20 protein-coding genes and 1 pseudogene are annotated in these 24860 nt (G+C 60.9%); 11 read left to right on the top strand and 10 right to left on the bottom strand.

Annotated features, from left to right (window positions below; all coding sequences use genetic code 11):
• Positions 1–45 precede the first annotated feature (45 nt).
• Positions 46–966 (bottom strand): LysR family transcriptional regulator, encoded by a 921-nt coding sequence (locus PMI34_RS26690; RefSeq protein WP_008045421.1) that lies wholly within the window; start codon positions 964–966, stop codon positions 46–48.
• A 183-nt stretch (positions 967–1149) separates the two neighbouring features.
• Here PMI34_RS26690 and PMI34_RS26695 point away from each other — a divergent pair, with 183 nt between their 5' ends.
• The 8 genes from PMI34_RS26695 (at position 1150) to PMI34_RS26730 (ending at position 9609) form a co-directional block, all read left to right on the top strand.
• Positions 1150–2070, top strand: coding sequence for a TauD/TfdA dioxygenase family protein (locus PMI34_RS26695; protein WP_008045419.1), 921 nt, complete (start codon positions 1150–1152; stop codon positions 2068–2070).
• Positions 2071–2202: 132 nt separating this feature from the next.
• Positions 2203–4563 (top strand): TonB-dependent receptor, encoded by a 2361-nt coding sequence (locus PMI34_RS26700; RefSeq protein ID WP_008045417.1) that lies wholly within the window; start codon positions 2203–2205, stop codon positions 4561–4563.
• A 259-nt stretch (positions 4564–4822) separates the two neighbouring features.
• Entirely contained in the window at positions 4823–5632 is an 810-nt protein-coding gene (locus tag PMI34_RS26705; RefSeq protein WP_008045416.1) for an energy transducer TonB, read from the top strand.
• A gap of 44 nt (positions 5633–5676) precedes the next feature.
• Complete coding sequence (locus tag PMI34_RS26710; RefSeq protein WP_008045414.1) at positions 5677–6402, top strand: MotA/TolQ/ExbB proton channel family protein; 726 nt, start codon at positions 5677–5679, stop codon at positions 6400–6402.
• Between the two features lies 1 nt (position 6403).
• Positions 6404–6805, top strand: a complete 402-nt coding sequence (locus PMI34_RS26715) for an ExbD/TolR family protein (protein WP_008045412.1) — start codon at positions 6404–6406, stop codon at positions 6803–6805.
• A 288-nt stretch (positions 6806–7093) separates the two neighbouring features.
• Positions 7094–7675: an alpha/beta hydrolase gene (locus PMI34_RS26720; protein WP_008045411.1), complete on the top strand. Its 582-nt coding sequence runs from the start codon at positions 7094–7096 to the stop codon at positions 7673–7675.
• Positions 7676–7731: 56 nt separating this feature from the next.
• Positions 7732–8664 carry a sigma 54-interacting transcriptional regulator gene (locus PMI34_RS26725; protein WP_008045408.1) on the top strand — a complete coding sequence of 311 codons (933 nt, stop codon included), beginning with the start codon at positions 7732–7734 and terminating at the stop codon, positions 8662–8664.
• 162 nt (positions 8665–8826) lie between these two features.
• A complete protein-coding gene (locus PMI34_RS26730) occupies positions 8827–9609 on the top strand; it encodes a MetQ/NlpA family ABC transporter substrate-binding protein (RefSeq protein ID WP_008045406.1) in 783 nt (260 codons plus the stop codon).
• Positions 9610–9966: 357 nt separating this feature from the next.
• Here the strand turns inward: PMI34_RS26730 and PMI34_RS0126950 are convergent.
• A pseudogene (locus tag PMI34_RS0126950) lies at positions 9967–11159 on the bottom strand (AAA family ATPase).
• A gap of 177 nt (positions 11160–11336) precedes the next feature.
• On the opposite strand from PMI34_RS0126950, the gene PMI34_RS26735 reads away from it, so the two are divergent.
• From PMI34_RS26735 to PMI34_RS26745, 3 genes are read left to right on the top strand one after another with little or no spacing between them, the layout of a single operon-like run.
• On the top strand, positions 11337–12440 hold the full coding sequence (locus PMI34_RS26735; protein ID WP_008045395.1) for an efflux RND transporter periplasmic adaptor subunit: 1104 nt from the start codon (positions 11337–11339) through the stop codon (positions 12438–12440).
• Positions 12437–13501: an efflux RND transporter periplasmic adaptor subunit gene (locus PMI34_RS26740; RefSeq protein ID WP_008045394.1), complete on the top strand. Its 1065-nt coding sequence runs from the start codon at positions 12437–12439 to the stop codon at positions 13499–13501. Before PMI34_RS26735 ends, PMI34_RS26740 begins: the two co-directional genes overlap by 4 nt.
• On the top strand, positions 13498–16548 hold the full coding sequence (locus PMI34_RS26745; RefSeq protein WP_008045392.1) for an efflux RND transporter permease subunit: 3051 nt from the start codon (positions 13498–13500) through the stop codon (positions 16546–16548). Before PMI34_RS26740 ends, PMI34_RS26745 begins: the two co-directional genes overlap by 4 nt.
• Before the next feature lie 118 nt (positions 16549–16666).
• Here PMI34_RS26745 and PMI34_RS26750 read toward each other — a convergent pair whose 3' ends face one another.
• From PMI34_RS26750 to PMI34_RS26785, 8 genes are all read right to left on the bottom strand, one after another.
• Positions 16667–17293, bottom strand: a complete 627-nt coding sequence (locus PMI34_RS26750) for a class I SAM-dependent methyltransferase (RefSeq protein ID WP_008045390.1) — start codon at positions 17291–17293, stop codon at positions 16667–16669.
• A gap of 168 nt (positions 17294–17461) precedes the next feature.
• Positions 17462–17818 carry a DUF6124 family protein gene (locus PMI34_RS26755; protein WP_008045389.1) on the bottom strand — a complete coding sequence of 119 codons (357 nt, stop codon included), beginning with the start codon at positions 17816–17818 and terminating at the stop codon, positions 17462–17464.
• Positions 17819–18180: 362 nt separating this feature from the next.
• Positions 18181–18825: a methionine ABC transporter permease gene (locus tag PMI34_RS26760; protein WP_008045388.1), complete on the bottom strand. Its 645-nt coding sequence runs from the start codon at positions 18823–18825 to the stop codon at positions 18181–18183.
• Positions 18815–19936: a methionine ABC transporter ATP-binding protein gene (locus PMI34_RS26765; RefSeq protein ID WP_008045387.1), complete on the bottom strand. Its 1122-nt coding sequence runs from the start codon at positions 19934–19936 to the stop codon at positions 18815–18817. Before PMI34_RS26765 ends, PMI34_RS26760 begins: the two co-directional genes overlap by 11 nt.
• A 2-nt stretch (positions 19937–19938) precedes the next feature.
• Positions 19939–20748: a MetQ/NlpA family ABC transporter substrate-binding protein gene (locus PMI34_RS26770; RefSeq protein WP_008045386.1), complete on the bottom strand. Its 810-nt coding sequence runs from the start codon at positions 20746–20748 to the stop codon at positions 19939–19941.
• 119 nt (positions 20749–20867) lie between these two features.
• Positions 20868–22220, bottom strand: a complete 1353-nt coding sequence (locus tag PMI34_RS26775) for an LLM class flavin-dependent oxidoreductase (RefSeq protein ID WP_008045384.1) — start codon at positions 22218–22220, stop codon at positions 20868–20870.
• Positions 22221–23414, bottom strand: a complete 1194-nt coding sequence (locus tag PMI34_RS26780) for an SfnB family sulfur acquisition oxidoreductase (RefSeq protein WP_008045371.1) — start codon at positions 23412–23414, stop codon at positions 22221–22223.
• Between the two features lie 23 nt (positions 23415–23437).
• Positions 23438–24670: an SfnB family sulfur acquisition oxidoreductase gene (locus PMI34_RS26785; protein WP_008045369.1), complete on the bottom strand. Its 1233-nt coding sequence runs from the start codon at positions 24668–24670 to the stop codon at positions 23438–23440.
• Positions 24671–24860 lie beyond the last annotated feature (190 nt).

Raw genomic sequence — 24860 nt, 5'->3', positions numbered from 1 at the left:
ACACCAGAAAAACCTGTGGGAGCTGGCTTGCCAGCGATGAGGCCATCAAACCGTGACGCTGACTTGCTGCCTGTCCACCGCCACCAGTGTCTCGATCATCGCCCGCGCCGCCGGCGACAAGCGGAACCCGGTGCGACTGACGATCCCGCACCGTGCATTCATGCTCTCGATGTTCTGCGGCAGATTGCGCCAGTGCAGCAACACCAGTGAACCCTGGGCGATGTCTTCGACAAACGCTTCTTCAGTCCCTACACCAATCGCATTCGATTGCAGCACCACTTTCACCAGCGCCGGAAAATGCTCGGTTTCGATGGTCGGTGAAAAATCCACGCGCCCACTGAGGTTCGCCAGCAGTTTGCGAATGCCCGGCGGGATCATAGTGGTCGCCAGCGGGTAATCGAACATGTCGTTGGTCGACAGGCTCTCCTTGGCCAACAGCGGGTGCCCGGGGCGGCAGAAAAATACACCGCGCTTGGGCGTCAGGGCCTGGGTCTGGAAGTTAGGGTCGGACTCGAAATGACGGATGTCGGCAATGAAGAATTCGATCTCCTCACGGCTCAGGGCGCGGCTGAGTTTTTCCCAATTATCCACCTCGAAGCAGGTGCGCACTTTCGGGTGCGCGTTGATGAATTGCGCCACAGCATCCGGCACCAGTTTCACCGCCGGCGCCGGGCCGCAACCGAAGCGCAGTTCGCCGGCATCGAGCTTGGTCATCTGCGTCACTTCCGAGCTGAGCAACGCCGCACCCTGCACCAGGCTGCGGGCATGTTGCAGCACCACCAGGCCTTCGGGAGTGGGGCGCAAATCCTTGTTGCCACGGTCCACCAGGACGCAGCCGAACTCATGTTCGAGCCCCTGAATGCTGCGGCTGAAGGCAGGCTGGGTAATGCCCATGGCCTCGGCTGCGCGCACGAAACTGCGGTGTTCGTCGAGGGCGATGAAGTAACGCAACTGGCGAAGATCCATATGCTTTTCCGGCATCCTAAAAATAGCTCGAAGGCATTTGCGACGAGGGTTGACTGAGGTTTTAAATGCAACCTCTTATTCCGTCAACGAAGCATGTAGATATCTATTAGATCTAAATAGTATATAGATAGAGCAGTGTTTCGCGGCCGGTTCAACCGCAAGCAGTCTGATGAGGGTCTACCCATGAGCAATGCCGCACTCGCAGTACAACCCGCTGTTCACGCGCTTGAAATCCATCCGGTGGCCGGTCGCATCGGTGCCGAAATCCGTGGCGTAGAGCTTTCCGGCGAGTTGGATGCCGCCACTGTTGAAGCCATTCAACAGGCACTGCTGCAATACAAAGTGATCTTCTTCCGCGAGCAGACCCAACTCGACGATCAGCGCCAGGAGGCGTTCGCCCACCTGCTCGGTGAACCTGTGGCGCACCCCACAGTACCGGTGCGCGAGGGCACCCGTTTTCTGCTGGAACTGGACGGTGCCGAGGGCCAGCGAGCCAGCTCATGGCACACCGACGTGACCTTCGTCGAGGCCTACCCAAAAGCCTCGATCCTGCGCTCGGTGGTGGCCCCGGCTTTCGGTGGCGACACCCTGTGGGCCAACACCGCCACCGCCTACACCGGGTTGTCGGCGGAGCTGCGTGAGCTGGCCGACAAACTGGTCGCCGTGCACAGCAACGAATACGACTACGCCGGTACCCGGCCGGACGTCTCGGCGGAGAAGCTGGAGCGCTATCGCAAGGTCTTCACCTCGACGGTCTACGAGACCGAGCACCCGGTGGTGCGCGTGCACCCGATCAGCGGCGAGAAGAGCCTGTTGCTGGGGCATTTCGTCAAACGCATCAAGGGCTATTCCCAGGCCGATTCGGCGCACCTGTTCGGCTTGCTGCAAAGCCATGTGATCCGCCAGGAAAACATCGTGCGCTGGCGCTGGAAGGCCGGTGATGTGGCGATCTGGGACAACCGCTCCACCCAGCATTACGCGGTGGATGACTACGGGACCCAAGACCGCATCGTGCGGCGGGTGACGCTCAAGGGCGAAGTGCCGGTGGGTGTGAACGGGCAGGTCAGCCAGACGTTGAAAGGGCCGGATATCGACGGCGTCTGAGCCGACGCCTTCGCGGGCAAGCCCGCTCCCACAGGGATCTCAATGTCTCCACGATCCCTGTGGGAGCGGGCTTGCTCGCGAAGGCGGCCTGGCAAGCAACAAAGAACTTTTTTTGATCGGGAACCCCGCCTTATGAGTCCGTTGCACTTTGCTCAAACCTCCTCACCCCAACGGCTCAAACGCCTGCCCCTGGCTCTGCTACTGGCAGGCAGTGCCAGCTGGACCCAAGGCTATGCGGCCGATAGCGCCACCCCTGAAACCGCCTCAAAAAAATCCGCCACGGCCGACAGCGCGCAACTGGAAACCGTGACGGTCACCACTCGCCGCCGCGAAGAAAGTTCGCAGGACGTACCGACGCCGATGAGCGTGGTCAGCGGCCAGACCCTGGAAACCCAGCGGGTCTATCGCATCCAGGATCTGCAGCAGCTGGTGCCCAGCGTCAACGTCGCCTACATGCATGCGCGTCAGTCCAGTGTGTCGATCCGTGGCCTGGGCAACAACCCGGCCAGCGATGGCCTGGAAGGCAGTGTCGGCCTGTACCTCGACAACGTTTACCTTGGCCGCCCCGGCATGGCCGTATTCGACCTGATGGATATCGAGCAGCTCGAAGTGCTGCGCGGCCCACAAGGCACCTTGTTCGGCAAAAACACCACGGCGGGCGTGATCAACATCAGCACTCGCGCGCCCACCTTCACCCCGGAGCGCAGCATCGAATCTTCGGTGGGCGAGGACGGTTATTTCCAGACCAAGGGCACGATTTCCGGCCCGTTGAATGACGAACTGGCCGGACGTTTTTCCGCGTACCGCACCCGCAGCGACGGTGACATCAAGAACGAATTCGACGGCCACGATTTGAACGGTGGCTCCCGCGACGGCTTTCGCGGGCAGCTGCTCTTCAAGCCGAACGAGTCATTCAGCCTGCGCTGGATCGGCGACTATAACGAAGAAGATTCCAGCGCCGGCACCCGTGTATTGTTCAACACCGGGCCGACCATCAATGGCACTAACCTTTACCAGCGCCGGGCCAATGCGGCGGGCGCGACACTGGTCGACGGCACGCACCGCAAGGTCAACCTGAACAACGAACAGCACGTCACCGTGCATCAGGGCGGTACTTCGGTCGAGGCCAACTGGACGCTGCCGAGTGACTTCACCCTGACCTCTATCAGCTCCTATCGCTGGTGGAATTTCACCCCGCGCAATGATGACGGCCTGAACGTCTCCACCTTCTTCAATGCCGGCGTTTCTGTGGAGGATAAGCAGTACTCCCAGGAGTTTCGCCTGGCATCGCCTACCGGTGGATTCTTCGATTACGTGCTCGGTGCCTATTACTTCGGCTCCGATCTGGACAACAAATCCTTCGCCTTTTACGGCCCGCAAGCGGACGTCTGGAACGGCACGCCCAACGGCGCATTGAACAACGTCGACAGTGTCGGCAATGGTCATATCGAAACCAACAGCTACGCGTTGTTCGCCCAAGGCACCTGGCACCTGACCGAGCGCCTGGATTTCACCGCCGGCCTGCGCGGCACCTATGAAGAGAAAAACGCCAGGGTGACCCGTGATGCACCGGCCGGTGGTGCCGCGGTCACCGGTGCGGCGGCTGCGGCACGACGTGCTCGCGCCGGCGTCTTCGACTCCGGCGATTTGAATCAGTACAGCTCCAGTCCCTCGGGTTTGTTGAACCTCAGTTACCGCCTCACCGACGACCTGCTCACTTACGCCACCTTGTCCCATGGCGAAAAATCCGGCGGGGTCAATCTGGCGGTGGGCACGGCACCGGTTGCCGGCCCCGATTCGCTGCTGATCGGCACCGAGCGCGCCAACAACGCCGAGCTCGGTTTCAAGAGCACCCTGTGGGACCGTCGCCTGCAACTCAACGCCAACCTGTTCTGGACCCAGGTCAACGGCTACCAGACCAACGCCTACGACGACGTCAATCGCGTGCAATATCTGACCAACGCCGGCTCCGTGCGCTCCCGCGGCGTGGAGTTCGAAAGCACCCTGATCCCGCTACGTGGCCTGACGCTGAACATCAACGGCTCGTACAACGACGTCAGCTACCTCTCCTACAAGGATGCGCCGTGCCCGCCGGAAGTCAGCCTGGCGCCGGGTGCTCCAGCATCCTGCGACCTCAGCGGCCATCAAGTGGTGGGTGCTTCGAAATGGATCGGCAACGCCAACGGCGAATACAAATGGAGCCTGAGCAACGGCTTCGAAGAGTACGTCACCGCCAGCTATGCGTTCCGCTCCAAAGCGGTGGGCACGGTGGAAGATTCCGACTTCGGGCAGATCCCGAGTTATGCGGTGGTCAACCTGTCCACCGGCCTTCGTGGCGACTTCAACCAGGGGCAGTGGGACGTTTCGTTGTGGCTGAAAAACGCCTTCGACAAAACCTATTACACGACGCTGTGGACGGCCGCCAATGGCGGCTACGAAGGCCTGCTCGGCACACCGCGAACGCTGGGCGTGACCGGTCGATACGACTTCTGACGGCGAAAAACCATGCCTTGGATGAATACTTTCAATGCGGGCAAGGCATCGGTTTATTTCCACTACGCCGGAGCCCTTGAACGGCGGGCTCTGGCGGTGGGTTGAAGGTTTTATATATTCGATTTGAGTCTAAATTTAAGTTTAAACATTACTTTAAGAACTAAGCGTTCAAGCCAATGATTGCTCTACCAGGACGTCGTCGGGGGATGTTCAGTACGACGTTCCGGTGATCCGCAAAGAGACCGTAGGGAGTTGAATAATGGGCAATGTCCAGACCGCCGCCGGTGCACATGAAGTGCTGTGGCGCCAGGCACCCGGTGGTGAGTTGGTCGACCTCGGCCGACCGCACCGGGTGCCCTTGGGCCAGTTACGTTTGCAGCGCGCGCCCAAAGGCGTCCTTCGCCGACGGGAAGCGATCGTGCTGGGCGTGCTGGCGCTGCTGGTGCATGGCGCGGTGATCTATTGGGTCAATCAGCAACCGACCACCGTGCTGCCCATCGTGCCACCGCAGATTCCGCCGATGACCATCGAGTTCTCGCGTCCGGCGCCACCGGTGGTCGAGCCGCCGCCACCGCAACCGGTGCAGCCTGTGGTGGAGCCGCCTGCACCCGTGGAAGACCAACTGGCGGTGAAGCCACCTCCACCGAAGCCGATTCCCAAACCAAGACCGGTGGCCAAACCGATACCGAAACCGGCGCCAAAAGCCGTTGAACAACCACCTGCGCCGCCACAACCGGCAGCGCCTGTCTCGGCCCCGGCACCACCTGCACCCCCGGCACCCGCGCCTGTGACACCGGCCTCGGCCACTGCTGGCTACTTGAAAAACCCGGCGCCGCAATACCCGTCCCTCGCCCAGCGTCGCGGCTGGGAGGGCACGGTGTTGTTGCGCGTGCATGTGCTGGCCAGCGGTAAGCCAGGCGAAATCCAGATCCAGAAAAGCAGCGGTCGCGATGCACTGGACGAAGCAGCGCTGAACGCGGTGAAGCGCTGGAGTTTCGTGCCGGCCAAGCAAGGCGATGTCGCCCGGGACGGCTGGGTCAGCGTGCCCATCGATTTCAAGATTCATTAAACAGAAACCAATTTCGCGCGAAACGTTTACACGAGGGATACATCATGACGTTACTGGCATCTCCACTTGAATCCATCGAAAGCGCGGTGATCTGGCTGCTGGTGGTTTTTTCCATCGCGACCTGGGGGCTGGCATTGCTCAAGGGCCTGCAGTTCGGTCGCCTCAAGGCACAGGATCGAAAGTTTCACCGGCAGTTCTGGGCCGCTTCGAGCCTCGACTCGGCGGCGGAATTGAGCGAAACCCGACCCGGAGCGGCAGCCAGGGTTGCACAGGCCGGTTATGCGGCAATCCAGGTGGGTGAGGCGCCGCAGGCGGCGGACTTGAGCCAGGCGATCAACCATCAGGATCGTCTGGAGCGTGCCTTGCGTCAGCAGATCGTGCGTGAGCGCCGGTCGCTGGAAACCGGGTTGGCGGTGCTCGCGAGCATTGGCAGCACCTCGCCGTTCATTGGTTTGTTCGGCACGGTATGGGGAATCATGGAAGCGTTGAAAGGCATCAGCGCGGCGGGTTCGGCGAGCCTTGAAACGGTCGCCGGACCGATTGGCGCGGCACTGGTCGCCACCGGCGTGGGGATCGCCGTCGCGGTGCCGGCGGTGCTGGTTTACAACTATTTTTTGCGTCGTTTGAAACTGACGGCGGCGGACCTGGATGACTTCGCCCACGACTTCTACAGCCTGGCGCAGAAGAGTTCGTTCCGCGTGCTGATCCACCCGACGGCGCACAAGGCGGCAGCCCAGGGCAATGCGCAGAAAGTGAAGGAGGCGTCCTGATATGGCCTTCTCCACGCAAGACACCGATGAGGTGCTCAGCGAGATCAACGTGACGCCGCTGGTGGATGTGATGCTGGTGCTGCTGGTGGTGTTCATCGTCACGGCACCGCTGCTGACCAACGCGATACCGATCAACCTGCCCAAGACCGAGGCGGTGGCGCCGGTGGAGCAGAAAGACCCCTTGGTGGTGAGCATCGACGGTGCCGGCAAACTGTTTATCAACAAGGACGAGATACAGCCGGACTTGCTGGAGTTCAACCTCAAGTCGGCGAAGGCCAAGGACCCCGAGGTGCGCGTGCAGTTGCAGGCGGACGACGGTGTGAATTACGGCGAGGTGGCGCGGGCCATGGCATCGATTGAACGGGCAGGGATTACCAGGCTGTCGGTGATCACTGCGCGTTAACAGATTTTCGTTTTCCGGGGCCGTCTCCTTGGCAGGGTGCGGCCCCTTTTTTTGCTTCAACTTTCGCGAACACACTGTTCCCTGTGGGAGCGAGCTTGCTCGCGATGGCGGTGGATCAATCGACATCGATGTTGAATGTCCGGGCCCTATCGCGAGCAAGCTCGCTCCCACAGGTTATATGTTTAATATTCGATATAGATCTTAATAAATAGCTTCTTATTCCTTAACGAATATAAATCATCTCCCTATACTCGACCGGGAACAGACACACAGCAGGAGAGCTCCCCCATGCGCAACGAATCAATTCGCTACCTGATTGTGCCGGGCTGGCAAGGATCGCCAGAAGATCATTGGCAAAGCCACTGGCAGAACAGCCTGCCGAACAGCGCACGGGTGGAGCAGGCCGACTGGCTGACGCCGCGTCGTGAAGACTGGGTTGCGGCACTGGCCGAGGCGATTGCCGCCGACAGCACGCCGGTAATTCTCATTGCCCACAGCCTGGGATGCATCACCGTCGCCCATTGGGCCGCGAGCGCCCCCGTGCAGTTTTTGCGTCAAGTGCGTGGCGCCTTGCTCGTCGCGCCAGCCGATGTCGAGCGCCCTGCATGCGCACCGGCCCTGCGCAACTTCGCGCCGATCCCGACGGATCTGCTGCCATTCCCCAGCCAGGTTGTCAGCTCCGACAACGACAGCGCCGTCAGTGCACCGCGGGCCCTGGAGCTGGCGCGTAACTGGGGCGCCGAGGCGGGGATTCTGGCGGGGGCAGGGCATATCAACGTGAAGTCCGGTCACCAGCGCTGGGAGCAGGGTTTTGCCTACCTCTATCGCCTGCAAAACCGCATGGAACACCACGCCCTGCGCCGCGCTTGAACACTTTCCTTGTTTAACGCCCCCCGTCTCCCGGCGGTTTTGGGCGGGAGTCTGCCATGAGCTTTGAAACCTTCGGCCAGCCACTGCTGACCTTTCCCGATGCTGAAAAAAGTCCCCTGAGCATCCGCGCCAAGGCGCTGGTGTTTGTCGATCCACGTTCACGACAATTACGTGAAGACCTCGAGCAACTGGCCACGCGTTCAGTGTCAGTGCTGATCCGTGGCGAAACCGGCACCGGCAAGGAATTGCTGGCCCGCCATATCCACCGCGCCAGTGATCGCGGCGGGTTGTTCGTGTCGGTCAATTGCGGCGCTATCAGCCCGACGTACGCCGACGCCGAGTTATTCGGTTATGCGGCGGGCAGCTACAGCGGCTCGGCGAGCAGCCGCGCCGGTTGGTTCGGTTCGGCCAACGGCGGCACGCTGTATCTGGACGAGATCGGCGACCTGCCGCTGCCGATCCAGACCAAATTGCTCGCCGCGCTGGAAAACCACGAAGTCACCCGTGTCGGTGCCCATCAGCCGAGCCCGGTGGATGTGCGGCTGGTGGCGGCCACCAGCATCGATCTGGCCCAGGCGGTTGCCGCTGGAAAATTCCATGAACGGCTCTATCACTACCTCAGCGAAGGCCAGCTCGAACTGCCGGCACTGCGCGAACGCACGGGGGACATCCTGTCGCTGGCCGAATACTTCCTCGGCATCTACAGCCAGCGTCTCGACTTGCCAGTGCCGCTGATCAGCGAAGCGGCGCAGCTTGTGCTGGAACGCCACAGTTGGCCGGGCAATACCCGGGAGCTGGAAAACATCATTCACTTTGCGCTGCTGGTGAGTACGGGCGACGAGATTTTGCCGGAACATTTGAACCTGGCGGAGCCCTCGATTTCACTCGAAAAAATCGAGCAACACATTGTTTATACAAGCAAAAACGGCACTGCTGGCGAGCGTTCGACACTCAAGCGCTTGCTGGAAAGCCTGACGCAGACGCTTTAACGCTCTGTATGAACAAAATGGAATATGAAGCTGAATAAACGTTATTGTTCGGGAATAAAAAATCCCGGTATTGTCCGCTTCACGCCAGCGATAGCACTTCACTGGCACTCTCATATTCAAGCCGTCGCCACAAGCGACTGTGATTTTCGATAAGGACACTGCATGAAAAAGGTTCTGTTGTTCACCGCACTGGCGGCTGCCCTGACCACGGGCCTGGCCCAGGCTGGCGAAAAACTGGTGGTTGCCGCGACCCCGGTGCCACACGCCGAGATTCTCGAACTGATCAAGCCAACCCTGGCCAAAGAAGGCGTGGACCTGGAAATCAAAGTCTTCACCGACTACGTGCAGCCGAACGTGCAGGTCGACCAGAAGCGTCTGGACGCCAACTACTTCCAGACCCTGCCGTACCTGAAAAGCTTCAACGAAGGCAAAGGCACTCACCTGGAAACCGTGATCGGTGTTCACGTTGAACCCTTCGGTGGCTACTCGAAGAAAGTCAAAACCCTGGCTGAACTGAAAGACGGCGCGACCATTGCCATCCCGAACGAAGGCAGCAACAGCGGCCGTGCCCTGATCCTGCTGCAGAAGGCTGGCCTGATCGAGTTGAAAGACCCGAAAAACGCCGTGTCGACCCCGAAAGACATTGCCAAGAACCCGCACAACTTCAAGTTCAAGGAACTCGAATCAGCCATGTTGCCGCGTGTGCTGGATCAGGTCGACCTGGACATGATCAACACCAACTACGCGCTGGAAGCGGGCCTGAACCCGGCGAAAGACGCGCTGATCATTGAAGGTGCCGATTCGCCTTACGTGAACTACCTGGTGGCCCGTCCGGACAACAAGGACAGCGTTGCCATCCAGAAACTGGCCAAGGCCCTGACCAGTCCGGAAGTCAAAGCATTCATCGAGAAGAAGTACAGCGGCGCGGTATTGCCTGCGTTCTGATTCGCGAAGTAAACCCCTTCAAGGTTTCAAACGCCGACGGCTGATTTAGCGTCGGCGTTTTTTTGTGTGTCGGTTTACCAGTGGCGAGGGAGCAAGCTCCCTCGCCACAAGATCAAAAGCCTTCAGGCCGGCCCGGCCTTCAAGGCCCTGCGCAACGCCATCAGTAATTTCAGGATGTCCTGCGGATCCAGCCGTTGCGGCGGTTGTGCGTCTGCCATGTTCTCGTCCTTGTGAGGTGTTGGCCGGGAGTCTGGCCAAAAGTGGTTCGTCCTTGGAGTTGTGTTTCGAAAAAAAGATCCTTCCTGCGGCGCAAGGGAAAATAGACGTCTTCCCTCATCCCGGCAAATCACGCGCCGTTCAATCAGGCCAATACCATGCCGGCTCATCCAGCATGCGCTGGCCCACGATCCCGGTCTGGCCAAGATTTTTCTCCAGCACGATGCAGTTGCAGTCCGGGTCCTCCTGCAACGCCGAAATCAAGCGCCGGGCATGGGACACCACCCACACCTGGCACTGCGCCGAGGCACGGATGATCAAGCGTGCCAGCGCCGGCAGCAGATCCGGATGCAGACTGGTTTCCGGTTCGTTCAGCACCATCAGTGTCGGCGGCCGTGGCGTCAGCAGCGCCGCGACCAGCAATAGGTCAAGGTTCCATCCGACAGCTCGGCGGCTGACAGCGGCCGCAACAAACCTTCCTGAAAGAACTCGATGGCGAAGCGACCACCGGGCAGAGGGTCGATATTCAACCGAGCGCCGGGAAAGGCGTCGCTGATCGCCGCCCGCAAGGCGTCGGGATCACCGATTTCGATGATCGTCTGCAAGGCCGCCGCCAAGTCGCGTCCGTCGTGATGCAGCACCGGCGTGCGAGTGCCCAGTTGCGGTTGACGCGCCGGAGCGTCGGCATCGCTGCGAAAATGATCGTAAAAGCGCCAACGGCGGATGAACTCGCGCATCTCCAGCACCTCCGGCGAACCGCGCAGGCTGCCGACCTGATCGAAGAGGCTGTCGAACGTCGGTGTGTGCTGCGCCAATACATCCCACTTGCGATCGGCGCGGGCGCGGATCATCGGGCCGTCACGATCGACCAGCAGACTGGCTGGGCGATAGAACGCCCCGGCCCACAGGCATTCGCGCTTGATCTGCGGGTCGAGGCTGAAATAGGACGGGATCGGCGAGCTGTGCCCGGGCAGCATGAAATGGCCATTGGAATCGGGAAGGCCGAGGCTGATCGAGTAGCCGAAATCGTCTCCCGCAAACCCCAGGCGCAGGCGCTTGACGCCCTGGCGCACGGTGGGCTCGATGGCGACTTCGCCAGTGCGCATGCGCCGGGAGAGGGTTTCCGGGCCGGCCCAGAAGGTCGAATCCAGGCCACCTTCACGGGCCAGGGCATTGACCACGCCGCCGTGGGCGGTTTCCGCCAGCAGACGCAGCGCACGGTACAGGTTGGATTTGCCGCTGCCATTGGGGCCGGTGATCAGATTCAGCTGACCCAGCGGGATCACCAGTTTGTTGATCGAGCGGTAATTGGCTACCGCGAGCGTGTTGAGCATGTGGGTTCCTGTGGCGGGGTCGAGCGAGGCCCATTGTCCGGTACGGGCAGGTGTCTAGCGCAAGTGTTTTGGACGTAAGGAAGGGTGAATTTTTTCTTCATAAGACGCTCGTGCAAGGTCTGGATCCTGTTCTAAGCTCTCTGTCGAGTTGTCCATAAAAAAGGCCAAGGAGTTTGCATGGCGGTTCCCGGATTCAAAGTAGTCATGGCCTTGAGTGTCGTCACCCTGCTGACCGCTTGCGACGAGAAAAAGCCCGTGCAGGAATACTTGCCACGGGTGTTCGTGCAAGTCGTCAAGCCAGCGGATTACGCGGCCCCGGTTACCCTCACCGGTGATATCCAGGCACGGGTACAGACAGAGCTGTCTTTTCGCGTGGGCGGCAAGATCATCCAGCGCTCGGTGGACGTCGGTGATCGCGTGACAGCCAAGCAAGTGCTGGCCCGGCTCGACCCCAAGGATTTGCAGAGCAACGTCGACTCGGCCCAGGCACAAGTGTTGGCTGAACAGGCGCGAGTGACGCAGAGCGCAGCGGCGTTCGTGCGCCAGCAAAAACTCTTGCCCAAGGGCTACACCAGCCAGAGCGAATTCGACTCGGCCCAGGCAGCCTTGCGCAGCAGCCAGAGCGCCTTGAGCGCCGCCCAGGCGCAGTTGGCCAATGCCAGGGATCAATTGAGCTATACGGCGCTGATCGCCGATGCGCCGGGGATCATTACCGAGCGTCAGGCGGAAGTCGGCCAGGTGGTTCAGGCGACGATGCCGATCTTCAGCCTGGCCCGTGACGGCGACCGCGATGCGGTGTTCAACGTTTATGAATCCCTGCTGGCCGAGAAGCCGAGCGATGAAACCATTGTCCTGAGCCTGCTCGACAACCCGGCGATCAAAACCACCGGCACCGTGCGCGAAATCACCCCGGCGGTGTCGGCGCAATCCGGTACCGTGCAGGTCAAGGTCGGCCTCAACAGTCTGCCCGACGGCATGCAATTGGGCTCGGTGGTGAGTGCCACGGCCAGGGGATCGGGCAAGTCGGTCGTTGAGTTGCCGTGGTCGGCGCTGACCAAAAACATCAGTGAACCCGCTGTCTGGATTGTCGATGACAAGGGCAAGGCCCAGTTGCATTCGGTCACTGTCGGCCGCTACCTGACCGGCAAGGTCATCATCAGCGGCGGGTTGAAAGACGGCGACAAAGTCATCATCGCGGGCGGACAACTCTTGCACCCCGACATGGACGTCGAAATTGCCGAAAACACTTACAAGGATCTGACGTGGGGAGCCAAGCCATGAAGCCTTTATGGGCGTTGTCCATCGGGCTGGTGCTGAGCGCCTGTTCCAAAAACGAACCGCCGCCGGCGCCGGTACGGCCGGTGCTGTCGATCAAGGTCCAGACCTTGAACGAAGAGGACCTGGGCCGCTTCGCCGGCAGCATCCAGGCGCGCTATGAAACCGATACCGGGTTCCGCGTGGGCGGGCGAATCGCCAGCCGTAACGTCGATGTCGGCGCCGAAGTGCAGAAGGGCACATTGCTCGCCACCCTCGACCCTTCGGATCAACAGAACCAATTACGCTCGGCCCAGGGCGACCTGGCGAAAATCCAGGCGCAACTGATCAACGCCAAGGCCACTGCCCAGCGCCAGCAAGCCCTGTTTGACCGCGGGGTTGGCGCCCAAGCGCAACTCGACGCAGCCAACACGGACCTGAAAACCACCCAGGCCTCCCTCGATCAGGCTCGCGCAGCCGTCAACCAGAGCAAAGACCAATTGGGTTACACCGAGCTGCGTGCCGACCATAAAGCCGTGGTCACCCAGTGGAGCGCCGAGGCCGGGCAAGTGGTGTCGGCCGGTCAGCAAGTGGTGACCCTGGCGCAACCGGACATCAAGGAAGCGGTAATCGACCTGCCCGATACCCTGGTCGATCAACTGCCCAGCGATGTGGTGTTTCTGGTCGCTGCGCAGCTGGATCCGAGCATCAACACCACCGCCATCATCCGCGAAATCGAACCTCAGGCTCAAAGCGCCACACGCACCCGTCGCGCCCGCCTGACGCTGGCCGAAACGCCAGACGGCTTTCGCCTGGGGACGGCCATCAGCGTCACCCTGAGCACGGCGATCAAGCCGCGCATCGAGTTGCCTGTCACCGCGCTGCAGGAGGTCGATGGCAAGCCACGGATCTGGGTGATCGATGCACAGAGTAAAACCGTCTCTCCCCGTGACATCACCGTGATCAGCCGTACCGACAGCACCGTGGTGCTGGCCGGCGGCGTGAAGAACGGCGAGCGAGTGGTCAGTGCCGGTGTGAACAGCCTCAAGCCGGGGCAGAAAGTGAAATTCGACGAGGACAGTCAATGAAAGGGCCTTTCAACCTCTCGGAATGGGCCCTCAAGCATCAGTCGTTCATCTGGTATCTGATGTTCGTCGCGTTGTTGATGGGTGTGTTCTCGTACTTCAACCTGGGGCGCGAAGAAGACCCTTCGTTCACCATCAAGACCATGGTGATCCAGAGCAAATGGCCGGGGGCGACCCAGGAGGAAACCCTCAAGCAGATCACCGACCGGATCGAGAAAAAGCTCGAAGAGCTCGACTCCCTCGACTACGTGAAAAGCTACACGCGCCCCGGTGAGTCCACGGTGTATGTGTACCTGCGCGACACCACCAGTGCCAAGGACATCCCGGAAATCTGGTACCAGGTGCGCAAGAAGATCAGCGACATCAAGTACCAGTTTCCGCAAGGCATCCAGGGGCCGTCGTTCAACGACGAATTCGGTGACGTCTTCGGCTCGATCTACGCCTTCACCGCCGACGGCCTGACCCTGCGTCAGCTGCGCGACTACGTGGAACAGGCGCGCATGGAAATTCGTGGCGTGCCGGGGCTGGGCAAGATCGAAATGGTCGGCCAGCAGGACGAAGTGCTGTACCTGAACTTCTCCACACGCAAACTCGCAGCGCTGGGCATCGATGAGCGACAGGTGGTGCAGAGCCTGCAATCTCAGAACGCCGTGACCCCGGCGGGTGTCATCGAGGCCGGGCCGGAGCGGATTTCGGTGCGCACTTCAGGGAAGTTCGCTTCGGAGAAAGACCTGGCCGAGGTCAACCTCAAGCTCAACGATCGCTACTATCGTCTGGCCGACATTGCCGAAATCAGCCGCGGCTATGTCGATCCGGCCTCGCCGGAATTTCGCTACAACGGCAAACAGGCCATCGGCCTGGCGATTGCCATGCAAAAGGGTGGCAACGTCCAGGCATTCGGCAAGGCCTTGCACGCTCGTATGGACCAGTTGACCGCCGACCTGCCGGTGGGTGTCGGCATTTACAACGTCTCCGACCAGGCCGTGGTGGTGGAAGAGGCCGTCGGCGGCTTTACCAGTGCCTTGTTCGAGGCGGTGGTGATCGTGCTGCTGGTCAGCTTCGTCAGCCTTGGCGTGCGCGCCGGGCTGGTGGTGGCGTGCTCGATCCCGTTGGTGCTGGCGATGGTGTTCGTGTTCATGGAATACAGCGGCATCACCATGCAGCGGATTTCCCTCGGTGCACTGATCATCGCCCTCGGCCTGCTGGTGGACGATGCGATGATCACCGTGGAAATGATGGTCACGCGCCTGGAAATGGGCGAGACCAAGGAGCAGGCGGCAACCTTCGCCTACACCTCCACGGCGTTCCCGATGCTCACCGGTACGCTGGTGACGGTGGCGGGCTTCGTGCCGATCGGCTTGAACGCCAGCTCCGCCGGTGAGTACACCTACACCCTGTTTGCGGTGATCGCCTGCGCGATGCTGGTGTCATGGGTAGTGGCGGTGTTGTTTGCGCCGGTGATCGGTGTGCACATTCTCAGTACCAACGTGAAACCCCATGAAGGCGAACCGGGGCGCATCGGCAAGGCGTTCAACGGCGGGCTGCTGTGGTGCATGCGCAATCGCTGGTGGGCCATCGGCATCACCGTGCTGTGCTTTGTACTGGCGGTGTTCAGCATGCGCTACGTGCAGAACCAGTTCTTCCCGTCTTCGGATCGCCCGGAAATCCTGGTGGACCTGAACCTGCCGCAAAACGCCTCGCTCGACGAAACCCGCCGGGCGGTCGATCGCCTTGAGGCCACGCTCAAGGACGATCCGGACATCGTGCGCTGGAGCACCTACGTCGGCCAGGGCGCGATTCGTTTCTACCTGCCACTGGACCAGCAACTGCAAAACCCGTTCTACGCGCAGTTGGTGATCGTCAGCAAAGGCCATACCCGTGAAGCCATGATGCAGAAGCTTCGCGATCGCTTGCGCAACGACTTCGTCGGCATCGGCGGTTATGTCCAGGCACTGGAAATGGGCCCGCCGGTAGGGCGTCCGATCCAGTACCGGGTCAGCGGCAAGGACATCGACCAGGTGCGCCGACATGCCATTGACCTGGCCACGGAACTGGACAAGAACCCGCACATTGGCGAGATCATCTACGACTGGAACGAGCCGGGCAAAGTGCTGCGCATCGACATCGCCCAGGACAAGGCGCGGCAGTTGGGGCTGTCCTCCGAAGACGTTGCCGCCCTGATGAACGGCATCGTCAGCGGCCAGACGGTGACTCAGGTCGATGACGACATCTACCTGATCAACGTGGTCGGTCGCGCGGTGGATTCCGAACGCGGTACGCCGGAAACCCTGCAGAACCTGCAAATCGTCACGCCGAGCGGCACGTCGATTCCGTTGCTGGCGTTTGCCACTGTGCGCTACGAACTGGAGCAACCGCTGGTGTGGCGTCGCGATCGCCTGCCGACCATCACCATCAAGGCGGCGATACGCGACGAGATCCAGCCGACGGACCTGGTGAAAATCCTCAAGCCGTCCATCGACGCTTTCGCTGCCAAACTGCCGGCGGGCTACAAGGTCGCCACCGGTGGTACGGTGGAGGAAAGCGGCAAGGCCCAGGGCCCGATTGCCAAGGTTGTGCCGCTGATGCTGTTCCTGATGGCGACCTTCCTGATGATCCAACTGCACAGCGTGCAGAAGCTGTTCCTGGTGGCCAGTGTCGCGCCGCTGGGGCTGATCGGCGTGGTGATCGCGCTGGTGCCGACGGGCACGCCGATGGGCTTCGTGGCGATCCTCGGGATTCTGGCGCTGATCGGTATCATCATCCGTAACTCGGTGATCCTGGTGACCCAGATCGAAGAGTACGAGCAGAAGGGCTACGCGCCGTGGGATGCGGTGGTACAGGCCACCGAACATCGACGTCGGCCGATCCTGCTGACCGCTGCGGCGGCGAGCATGGGGATGATCCCGATTGCCCGGGAAGTGTTCTGGGGGCCGATGGCCTACGCAATGATCGGCGGGATCGTCATCGCCACCTTGCTGACGCTGCTGTTTTTGCCGGCGCTGTATGTGGCCTGGTACAAGATTCGCGAGCCGAAGAAAGAGGTGGCTTGAAAGCGAGCGTTGCGCGCTCTATTCGCGGGCAAGCCCGCTCCCACAGTTGACCGCGTACTCCTGTGGGAGCGGGCTTGCCCGCGAAGGCGTCAGAACAAACGCTGCAAATTTGTCGGCATTACACCTTACGCCACACACTCGCCAACCAAGGCTGTTGCTCCCGCGGCAGCCCGGCCGGCCGGTAGTAATGCTCCAGCTCCACAAACCCCGCCTCGATCAACAAATGCTGCCAGGCCGCCAGGTCGTGATACGACCCATAACGCGGCCCGTTCCAGCCTTCCTGATTCTCGCCACGAGGATTGGAACTGAACAACACTCCACCCGGTTTCAGCGCCCCCCACAACTGCTTCAACACCCGCGGTAATTCCTGACGCGGAACATGAAACAGCACCGCGTTGGCAAAAATCCCGTCGAAACGCTCGGCCGGCAGATCAAGCTTCAGGAAGTCCTGCTGCCACACCTCGCACCCGCTGTCCTCGCGGGCCATCTGCGCGAATTTTTCCGAACCGTCGAGGCCGACAGCCTTGTGGCCCATACGGGTGAACGCCTGCAAATCACGCCCCGGCCCGCAGCCGAAATCGAGAATGTCGAAAGGCGCATCGCCCTGAATATGCCGCAACAGGGCATCAATGTTCTGGCTGACGTCGTGATCGCGGGTGCCTTCACGGAAGTCTTCGGCCACTGCGTTGTAATGGCCCAGGGTGGTGGCGGTGATCTGTTCGAGGTCGTCGGGTGTTTGCTTCATGGTCGGCTGCGCAGGCAATTTGGATTCACCGAATATACGCCATGGCGTCGGGGGCTGCTGCGCAGCCCATCGCGAGCAAGCTCGCTCCCACAGATATCCACGGTCAACTGTGGGAGCGAGCTTGCTCGCGATGGCGGTGGCACTGACAACCGATGATTAAAGTCAGACTTAGCCCTTTTTCATCCCCAAACACTCAATGGAGTGATCCACCATCGCCTTGGCAATCTCCAGCAAATGCCAGATCGAGTACACCATTGCACGGTCGGCGCCCTTGAGTTGATCGCCACACTGATACGCCGTGACCGAAGCACAGCGCAGCAGGTCGGCAACATAGAGTTGGGTGTCTTCAAAACTCACGTCTTTGCTGACGTTGTAGAAGCGCATCTCATCGGTTGGTGCGGGTTGCTTGCCGGTGAGATAGAAATCAATGGCGCGGTACAGCGCGGAACGATCCCTGAGTGAATCGTCGGTGACGGTTTCGTTGGCGGGATTTTCGGGAGGTGGATCGGGAACGGATTTTTTCATGGGTGTTGCTCCTATTGCTGCATGGGAGCCATCACTTATCGCCCACTAAACGATTGGGTGGCGGCTGTACGCAGGTTAGTAGGCCGGTCAATAGGAAAACCGGTGCACCCGAAGGTGCCCCACGCACAGCCACCATATTCTGCATGCGGCAAAATTTGCCGGACATAAGCATGGAATCGCTATGCGCCTATTGTTCCGGGCTACTAAACCCGATCACTGATGAGCAGTGACGGACCGAGACTAAACACCGGATTTGGCAGGCGCAAGCGAGCGAAATGATCTAGGAAACGTCCTGCAAAGGAAAGGGAACGGGCGTTCGGAATCGCTGATTTTCCTGTGCGAAATATCGCCGGGATCTTCACTTACCGTTTGTTCAACCCCCGCGCCAACCGGTCACCACCCAACTGAATCACAGCCACCACCGCCACCAGCAACACAATCACCGTCAACATGATCTGGCTATCAAAGCGCTGATACCCATACCGATAGGCAATGTCCCCCAGTCCACCGGCGCCAATCGCTCCGGCCATGGCCGACGAATTGATCATGGTGACCAAGGTGATGGTGAACCCGCCCACAATCCCCGGCAGCGCCTCAGGCAACAACACATGCCAAACGATGTGCCAGCGCCGGCAGCCCATGGCTTGCGCCGCTTCGATCAATCCATGATCGACCTCGCGCAAGCTGACTTCGGCAATGCGTGCAAAGAACGGCGTGGCCGCGATGGTCAGCGGCACCACGGCCGCCCACACGCCGTAGGTGGTGCCGACGATGAGCCGGGTGAACGGAATCAGCGCCACCATCAAAATCAGAAACGGAATCGAGCGGAACAAATTCACGAACGCGCCCAGTGCGCGGTTCAACGCCGGGGCTTGGTAGATGCCGCCCTTGGAGCTGGTGACCAGGATCACCGCCAGCGGGATGCCCGCCAACAGCGCGATCAACGACGACACGCCGACCATCAGGAACGTGTCGATGAAACCCTGCAGCAAGCGATCAAACCACATAGCCCAGCACCTCCACCTGTTGCGCCCATTGGCCGGCGCGTTGACGCAATTGCTCGGCACCGAGAGTCGAGCCGGTCACTGCCAGCAGCAGTTGCCCGAGGGCATGGCCCTGAATTCGTTCCACGCCGCCTTGCAGCAATCGCACACGGCCTCCGAGGGCGCTGAACAGTGCCGCCAGATCCGGTTCGTCGCGTTGGCTGCCGGTGAACTGCAGGCGCAGGACCACGGCATCGGCCAAGGATTTTGGCTGCGCCTGCAAACGGCTCTGCAGCTCTTTGGGCAATGCGTGTTGCAACGGCGCCAGCAATGTCTTGCTGACCTCATGTTGCGGATTGCCGAACACTTCCCACACCGGCCCTTGCTCGGCGATGCGCCCGTGTTCGAGCACGACCACGCGATCACAGATCTCACGAATCACCGCCATCTCGTGGGTGATCAGCACAATGGTCAGGCCCAGGCGCTGATTGATTTCGCGCAGCAGGCCGAGGATCGATTGCGTGGTTTCTGGGTCGAGCGCCGAGGTGGCTTCGTCGCACAGCAGAATTTCCGGGTCATGCACCAGCGCCCGGGCGATGCCCACGCGCTGTTTCTGCCCGCCGGACAACTGCGCCGGGTAAGCCTTGTGCTTGGCCTGCAAGCCCACCAGTTCCAGCAGTTCACGGACCTTCTGCTCCCGTTGTTCCTTGGGCACGCCGGCGACTTTCAGCGGTAGCTCGACGTTCTGCCAAACGGTCTTGGCCGACATCAGGTTGAAGTGCTGGAAGATCATGCCGATGCGCCGACGCAGCGCCACCAGGCGGTCTTCGTCGAACTCGCCGATGTCCACTTGATCGATCAGTACACGACCACTGCTCGGCTGTTCCAGGCGATTGATGGTGCGGATCAACGACGACTTGCCGGCGCCGCTGCGACCGATGATGCCGAACACTTCGCCGCGCTGGATCGCCAGGTCGATGCCGTGCAACGCGGCCACCGGACCTTGCTGGCCGTTGTAGGTTTTACCCAGGTTGATGAAGCGCACATGAGCACGATTGAGCTCGGGATGCAGCTCGGTTTGTTCAGCGCGTTGAGGCTCTGGAAGCTCCAGTCGCCGTTGGATGGCGGCGGTCATGTTCAGCTTTCCCAGCCGGCTTGATAGAGCTTGCCGTGAGCCTTATCCAGCGCGGCGCGCACAGCCGGTGAGTGCTGATAGATGTCGACGAACTTGATCAGGCGCGGGTCGGTTTTACTCTTGGGCTGGATCACGAACTGAATCACGTACTCCTTGTGATCGAGGCCGTCGAACAGCAGCGCTGAGCCCGCATCGAAGGTTTTCGACAAGCGAATGTAGGCCGGGTAGCCCTGCACCAGATCGGCATCGTCATAGGCGCGTACCAGTTGCACGGCTTCGACCTGGAGGATCTTGATGTGCTTCGGGTTGGCGATGATGTCTTCTTCGGTGGCCTTGTAGCCGACGCCGGGCTTGAGGGTGATCAGTCCGGCCTTGGCCAGCAGTTGCAAGCCTCGACCGCTGTTGATCGGGTCGTTGGCGATGGCCACGCTGGCGCCTTGCGGCAGTTCGTCGAAGCTTTTGTATTTCTTCGAGTAGAGGCCGACGTTGTTGATGATCCCCGGCGCGAACGGCACCAGGTCGAAACCCGAGGCGGCCTTGGCGTTTTCCAGGAAGGGGATGTGCTGGAAGTAGTTCACGTCGATGTCGCCGGCGGCGAGGCTGACGTTCGGCGCGATCCAGTCGGTGAACTCCACCAGCTCGACTTTCAGGCCTTGTTTGGAGGCCTCTTCGACGGCCGCTTCAAGGGGAATGGCGAAGGCAGCGGTGGTGCCGATTTTCAGCGGCGCGTCGGCGGCGAAAACCGCAGAGCTGAACAGGCCGAGGGCCAGGGCCAGTGCTTTGACTGGGTGAGAGAGGTAGTGCTTTTTCATGATGGGTTATCCAGTCAGTGCATTGAATTTTTGGTGTCTGGTGGGGCCTCTTCGCGAGCAAGCCCGCTCCCACATCTGGAATGCATTCCCCTGTGGGAGCGGGCTTGCTCGCGAAGCTTTTAGCGGCGGTAAGCCGAGCCGGTATGTTGCTCAGGCAAAAACGCCCCTTCGCGAAACAGCTTTTGACGCAAGGTCCCGCTGTCATAAGCGGTCTTGTACGACCCCCGCCGTTGCAACTCGGGGATCACCAGTTCGATGAAATCCTCATAGCTTTCCGGCGTGACGATGCGGGTCAGGTTGAAGCCATCCAGCCCGGTTTCGGCGATCCAGGATTCCAGTTCATCCGCCACTTGTTGCGGTGAGCCGACCACGGTGATGTAACGCCCGCCGAGGGCGTGTTGCTCCAGCAGTTTGCGTCGGGTCCAGTCGTTGTTTTGCAGGTGCTTGGTGGCGGACTGGATCGCGTTGCTCTTCACGTACTGGATCGGCTCGTCGATTTCATATTGGGAAAAATCGATCCCGGTGGACGCCGAAAAGTGCGCCACGCCGGCCTCGGCACTGGCGTAGCTCAGGTACTCGGCGTGCTTGGCCCAGGCCAGCTCTTCGGTGGCGCCGACGATCACGTTCAGGCCCATGAACACCTTGATGTCCTCGGGATTGCGCCCGGCTTCGACGGCGCTGGCGCGCACCTTGTCCACCTGGGCCCTGGTCGATGGTTTGTTCTGGCCACTGATGAACACGCACTCGGCATGTCGCCCGGCGAACAACAAGCCGCGATCCGAACTGCCGGCCTGGAACAGCACCGGTGTGCGCTGGGGCGAGGGTTCGCACAGGTGATAACCCTCGACCTGATAGAACTCGCCCTTGTGCTCGACCTTGTGCACTTTGTCCGGTTGCGCGTAGATCCGCTGCCGTGGATCGTTGAGCACAGCGCCGTTTTCCCAACTGCCTTCCAGGAGTTTGTAGAGCACCTCCAGGTACTCGTCGGCCTGGTCATAACGACGGTCATGCTCGACCTGTTCGCTCAGGCCCATGGCCTTGGCGGCGCTGTCGAGATAGCCGGTGACGATGTTCCAGCCGACTCGCCCACGGCTCAGGTGATCCAGCGTCGACAGGCGGCGGGCGAACAGATACGGCGCTTCGTAGGTGAGGTTGGCAGTCAGGCCGAAACCGAGGTTTTTCGTCACCGCGGCCATGGCCGACACCAGCAGCAGCGGATCGTTGACCGGCAACTGGATCGACTCTTTGAGCGGCACGTCCACCGAGTTCTGGTAGACGTCGTAGACCCCGACGATGTCGGCGATGAACAGGCCGTCGAACAACCCGCGCTCCAGCAGTTGCGCCAGTTCGGTCCAGTATTCGATCGTGTTGTAGCGGGTGGACGTGTCGCGCGGGTGCGTCCACAAGCCATGGTTGATGTGCCCGATGCAGTTCATGTTGAACGCGTTGAGCAGGATCTTCTTCTTGGCCATTCAGATGGTCCCCCGCAGTGGCGGGTTTTCATCGTTTAGGTAGTAATTGCCGACGGCGTGGTACTTCCAGCGCACCGGGTCGTGCAGGGTGTGCACCCGGGCGTTGCGCCAGTGGCGGTCGAGGCCGTGTTCGATCAGGGTCGCCTGGCTGCCGGCCAGTTCGAACAGCGTGCTGCCGGCGACCAGGGAGATTTCGGTGCTCAGGGCGCGGGCTTCGGCGACGGCAATCGACGCGGCCGCGACGGTCTCGGCGTTCGCGTCGGCCTGGGCCTGGTCGAGGTATTCACCGGCCCGCTCCAGCAGTGCCTCGGCGGCGTGCAGGCGAATGCTCAGGTGGCCGAAGCTCTTGAGGGTCAGTGGATCGTCCGTGGCTTTTTCGTGGGTGGCGTCGATCCACGGCCGGGTTTTGGTGCGCACGAAGTGCAGCGCATCTTCATACGCGGCGCGGGCGATGCCGGTGTCGATGGCGGCATGGAGAATCTGCGCCAGCGGGCCGACCGGGGTCGGGCGTTCGAAGGCGCTTTGAAAGGGGATGACATCTTCGGCAGCGACGTAGACATCTTCGAACACCACCGAACCGCTGCCGGTGGTGCGCTGGCCGAAGCCGCTCCAGTCGTCAATTACGGTGAGGCCCTTGCTGTTGCGCGGGACGAACGCCAGTTGCTGCACGCCGTTTTCATCCACCACCGAGGTGGGAATGCGCTGGGCATAGATCGCACCGGTGGCGTAGAACTTGCGACCATTGATGCGATAGCCGCTGGCGTCGCGGGTCAGGCTGGTGATGCGATCGTGGGCGGTTTTGGTGCCGAGTTCGGCCAATGCATTGCCGAAGCGCTGGCCGGTCAGAACCTCGGCGTACAGGCGTTGCTTCTGCTCGTGGCTGCCGTTCACATGCAGTACTTCGAGGGCATAAAAATGGTTCTGCGGGATCTGCCCAAGGGAGCCATCGGCCCGGGCAATCAAGGCGATGACCTTGGCCAGGGTGACGTTGGAAACACCGGCGCCGCCAAATTCCTTTGGCACGCTGATGCCCCACAGGCCCGAGCGGGAAAACACTTCCAGTTCCGGGTGTGGCAAGCGGCGCTCGTGATCGCGTGTGGCGCTGTCGCGTTTGAAGTCTTCGGCAAGGTCGCTGGCGACGATCAGGGCTTGTTCATCGCTGGTGATGACCGCGACGTGGTGAGAACTTGTCATATGTTTCTCCAGATGTCTGGTCGTCAGATCCAGGAATGGCGATTAGGCAGCGTGCCGTTGAGGCGATAGGCACCGATCGCGTGATACTTCCAGCGCACCGGATCGTGCAGTGTGTGCACCCGGGCGTTGCGCCAGTGGCGGTCGAGGTTGAATTCGGCGAGGGTCGCGCGGCTGCCGGCCAGTTCGAGCAGCTTTTCGCTGGCCAGCAACGAAATCTCGGTGGTCAGCACCTTGGCTTCGGCCACGGCAATCGAGGCGCGGGCGGCAGACTCGGCAGTGAGCGGAGCGGCGCTGACGTCATCGAGTACTTGCCCGGCCTTGCGCAGCAGCGCTTCGGCAGCGTGCAATTCGATTTTCAACCTGCCGATATCGGCGATCACGTAAAGGTCATCGCTGGCCCGCTCGACCTTGGCGTCGATCCACGGCCGGGCACGGGTTTTCACGAAATCGATGGCGTCGTCGATGGCGCCCCGGGCGATACCGGCGTCGATGGCCGCCTGAATCAGCTGCGAGACGGCGCCCTGGATGTTCGGCGTGTCGTTGATCCGCCAGTTATCCACCACCAGCTCGGGATCGACCTGCACGTTGTTGAGCAAAATCGTGCCGCTGGCGGTGGTGCGCTGACCAAACCCGGACCAGTCATCGACGATGCGCAATCCCGGCGTGCCGCGCCGGATGAACGCCAGCACTTGTTTGCCGTCGTCGTTCAATGCCTTGACCGCAACCCAATGGGCGAACAGCGCACCGGTGGAATAGAACTTCTGGCCGTTGAGGACTCCGTCAGCGGTGATGCGCGCTTTCAGTTCCAGGGTGTTTTTGGTGCCGCGTTCCGGCCCCGCATTGCCGATGCGCCAGCCATCCAGGACGCTTTTGAACAGTTGTCTTTTCTGCGCTTCGGTGGCGCTGCCGAGGATCAGGTTAAGAATGCCGAACTGGTTTTGCGGGATCTGCCCAAGCGCCGGGTCGGCGGCGGAAATGATTGCGAAGACCTCGGCCAGGGTGACGAACGAAACCTGCGGGCCACCGTACTCGCGGGGGATGGAAATGCTGCCCAGGCCGCTGCGGGTGAACTGTTCGATTTCAGACCATGGGAGCTTGCGCAACTGGTCACGCTTGGCTGCTTGCAGGCGGGCGACTTGCGCCAGTTCGTGGGCGGCCTTGATGGCTTGAGCATCGTTGCGCAGGACTTTTGCGGGCAACAACAGCGGGGCGATGTCCAGGTCACTCTGGACGTTTGCATCTGCCAGACTGGACATCAGTGCCACTCCTTGGCTGCTCGCAATGCCCTGGCGATCTGCACTGGGGTGATTGTGTTCCGGACCATACCTACCTCACATCTTATGGAAGCGCCGCTTGTGGCAGCGCATGAAATCAAGGATGTCCGGTGGTCCGGTGTATATACCCTAAGCGCGTATAAATAATTTATGAACTAACTTTTAGGAATAT

It is taken from the genome of Pseudomonas sp. GM74, assembly GCF_000282455.1.
GTDB lineage: Bacteria > Pseudomonadota > Gammaproteobacteria > Pseudomonadales > Pseudomonadaceae > Aquipseudomonas.
The sequence above is the reverse complement of the archived record's forward strand: the minus strand, read 5'-3'. Positions and strand labels throughout refer to the sequence as shown.

What these genes read in the sequence shown, in the direction of transcription:
- PMI34_RS26690 (WP_008045421.1), bottom strand. Translation starts at nt 966, where the DNA reads ATGGATCTTCGCCAGTTGCGTTACTTCATCGCCCTCGACGAACACCGC.
- PMI34_RS26695 (WP_008045419.1), top strand. Translation starts at nt 1,150, where the DNA reads ATGAGCAATGCCGCACTCGCAGTACAACCCGCTGTTCACGCGCTTGAA.
- PMI34_RS26700 (WP_008045417.1), top strand. Translation starts at nt 2,203, where the DNA reads ATGAGTCCGTTGCACTTTGCTCAAACCTCCTCACCCCAACGGCTCAAA.
- PMI34_RS26705 (WP_008045416.1), top strand. Translation starts at nt 4,823, where the DNA reads ATGGGCAATGTCCAGACCGCCGCCGGTGCACATGAAGTGCTGTGGCGC.
- PMI34_RS26710 (WP_008045414.1), top strand. Translation starts at nt 5,677, where the DNA reads ATGACGTTACTGGCATCTCCACTTGAATCCATCGAAAGCGCGGTGATC.
- PMI34_RS26715 (WP_008045412.1), top strand. Translation starts at nt 6,404, where the DNA reads ATGGCCTTCTCCACGCAAGACACCGATGAGGTGCTCAGCGAGATCAAC.
- PMI34_RS26720 (WP_008045411.1), top strand. Translation starts at nt 7,094, where the DNA reads ATGCGCAACGAATCAATTCGCTACCTGATTGTGCCGGGCTGGCAAGGA.
- PMI34_RS26725 (WP_008045408.1), top strand. Translation starts at nt 7,732, where the DNA reads ATGAGCTTTGAAACCTTCGGCCAGCCACTGCTGACCTTTCCCGATGCT.
- PMI34_RS26730 (WP_008045406.1), top strand. Translation starts at nt 8,827, where the DNA reads ATGAAAAAGGTTCTGTTGTTCACCGCACTGGCGGCTGCCCTGACCACG.
- PMI34_RS26735 (WP_008045395.1), top strand. Translation starts at nt 11,337, where the DNA reads ATGGCGGTTCCCGGATTCAAAGTAGTCATGGCCTTGAGTGTCGTCACC.
- PMI34_RS26740 (WP_008045394.1), top strand. Translation starts at nt 12,437, where the DNA reads ATGAAGCCTTTATGGGCGTTGTCCATCGGGCTGGTGCTGAGCGCCTGT.
- PMI34_RS26745 (WP_008045392.1), top strand. Translation starts at nt 13,498, where the DNA reads ATGAAAGGGCCTTTCAACCTCTCGGAATGGGCCCTCAAGCATCAGTCG.
- PMI34_RS26750 (WP_008045390.1), bottom strand. Translation starts at nt 17,293, where the DNA reads ATGAAGCAAACACCCGACGACCTCGAACAGATCACCGCCACCACCCTG.
- PMI34_RS26755 (WP_008045389.1), bottom strand. Translation starts at nt 17,818, where the DNA reads ATGAAAAAATCCGTTCCCGATCCACCTCCCGAAAATCCCGCCAACGAA.
- PMI34_RS26760 (WP_008045388.1), bottom strand. Translation starts at nt 18,825, where the DNA reads ATGTGGTTTGATCGCTTGCTGCAGGGTTTCATCGACACGTTCCTGATG.
- PMI34_RS26765 (WP_008045387.1), bottom strand. Translation starts at nt 19,936, where the DNA reads ATGACCGCCGCCATCCAACGGCGACTGGAGCTTCCAGAGCCTCAACGC.
- PMI34_RS26770 (WP_008045386.1), bottom strand. Translation starts at nt 20,748, where the DNA reads ATGAAAAAGCACTACCTCTCTCACCCAGTCAAAGCACTGGCCCTGGCC.
- PMI34_RS26775 (WP_008045384.1), bottom strand. Translation starts at nt 22,220, where the DNA reads ATGGCCAAGAAGAAGATCCTGCTCAACGCGTTCAACATGAACTGCATC.
- PMI34_RS26780 (WP_008045371.1), bottom strand. Translation starts at nt 23,414, where the DNA reads ATGACAAGTTCTCACCACGTCGCGGTCATCACCAGCGATGAACAAGCC.
- PMI34_RS26785 (WP_008045369.1), bottom strand. Translation starts at nt 24,670, where the DNA reads ATGTCCAGTCTGGCAGATGCAAACGTCCAGAGTGACCTGGACATCGCC.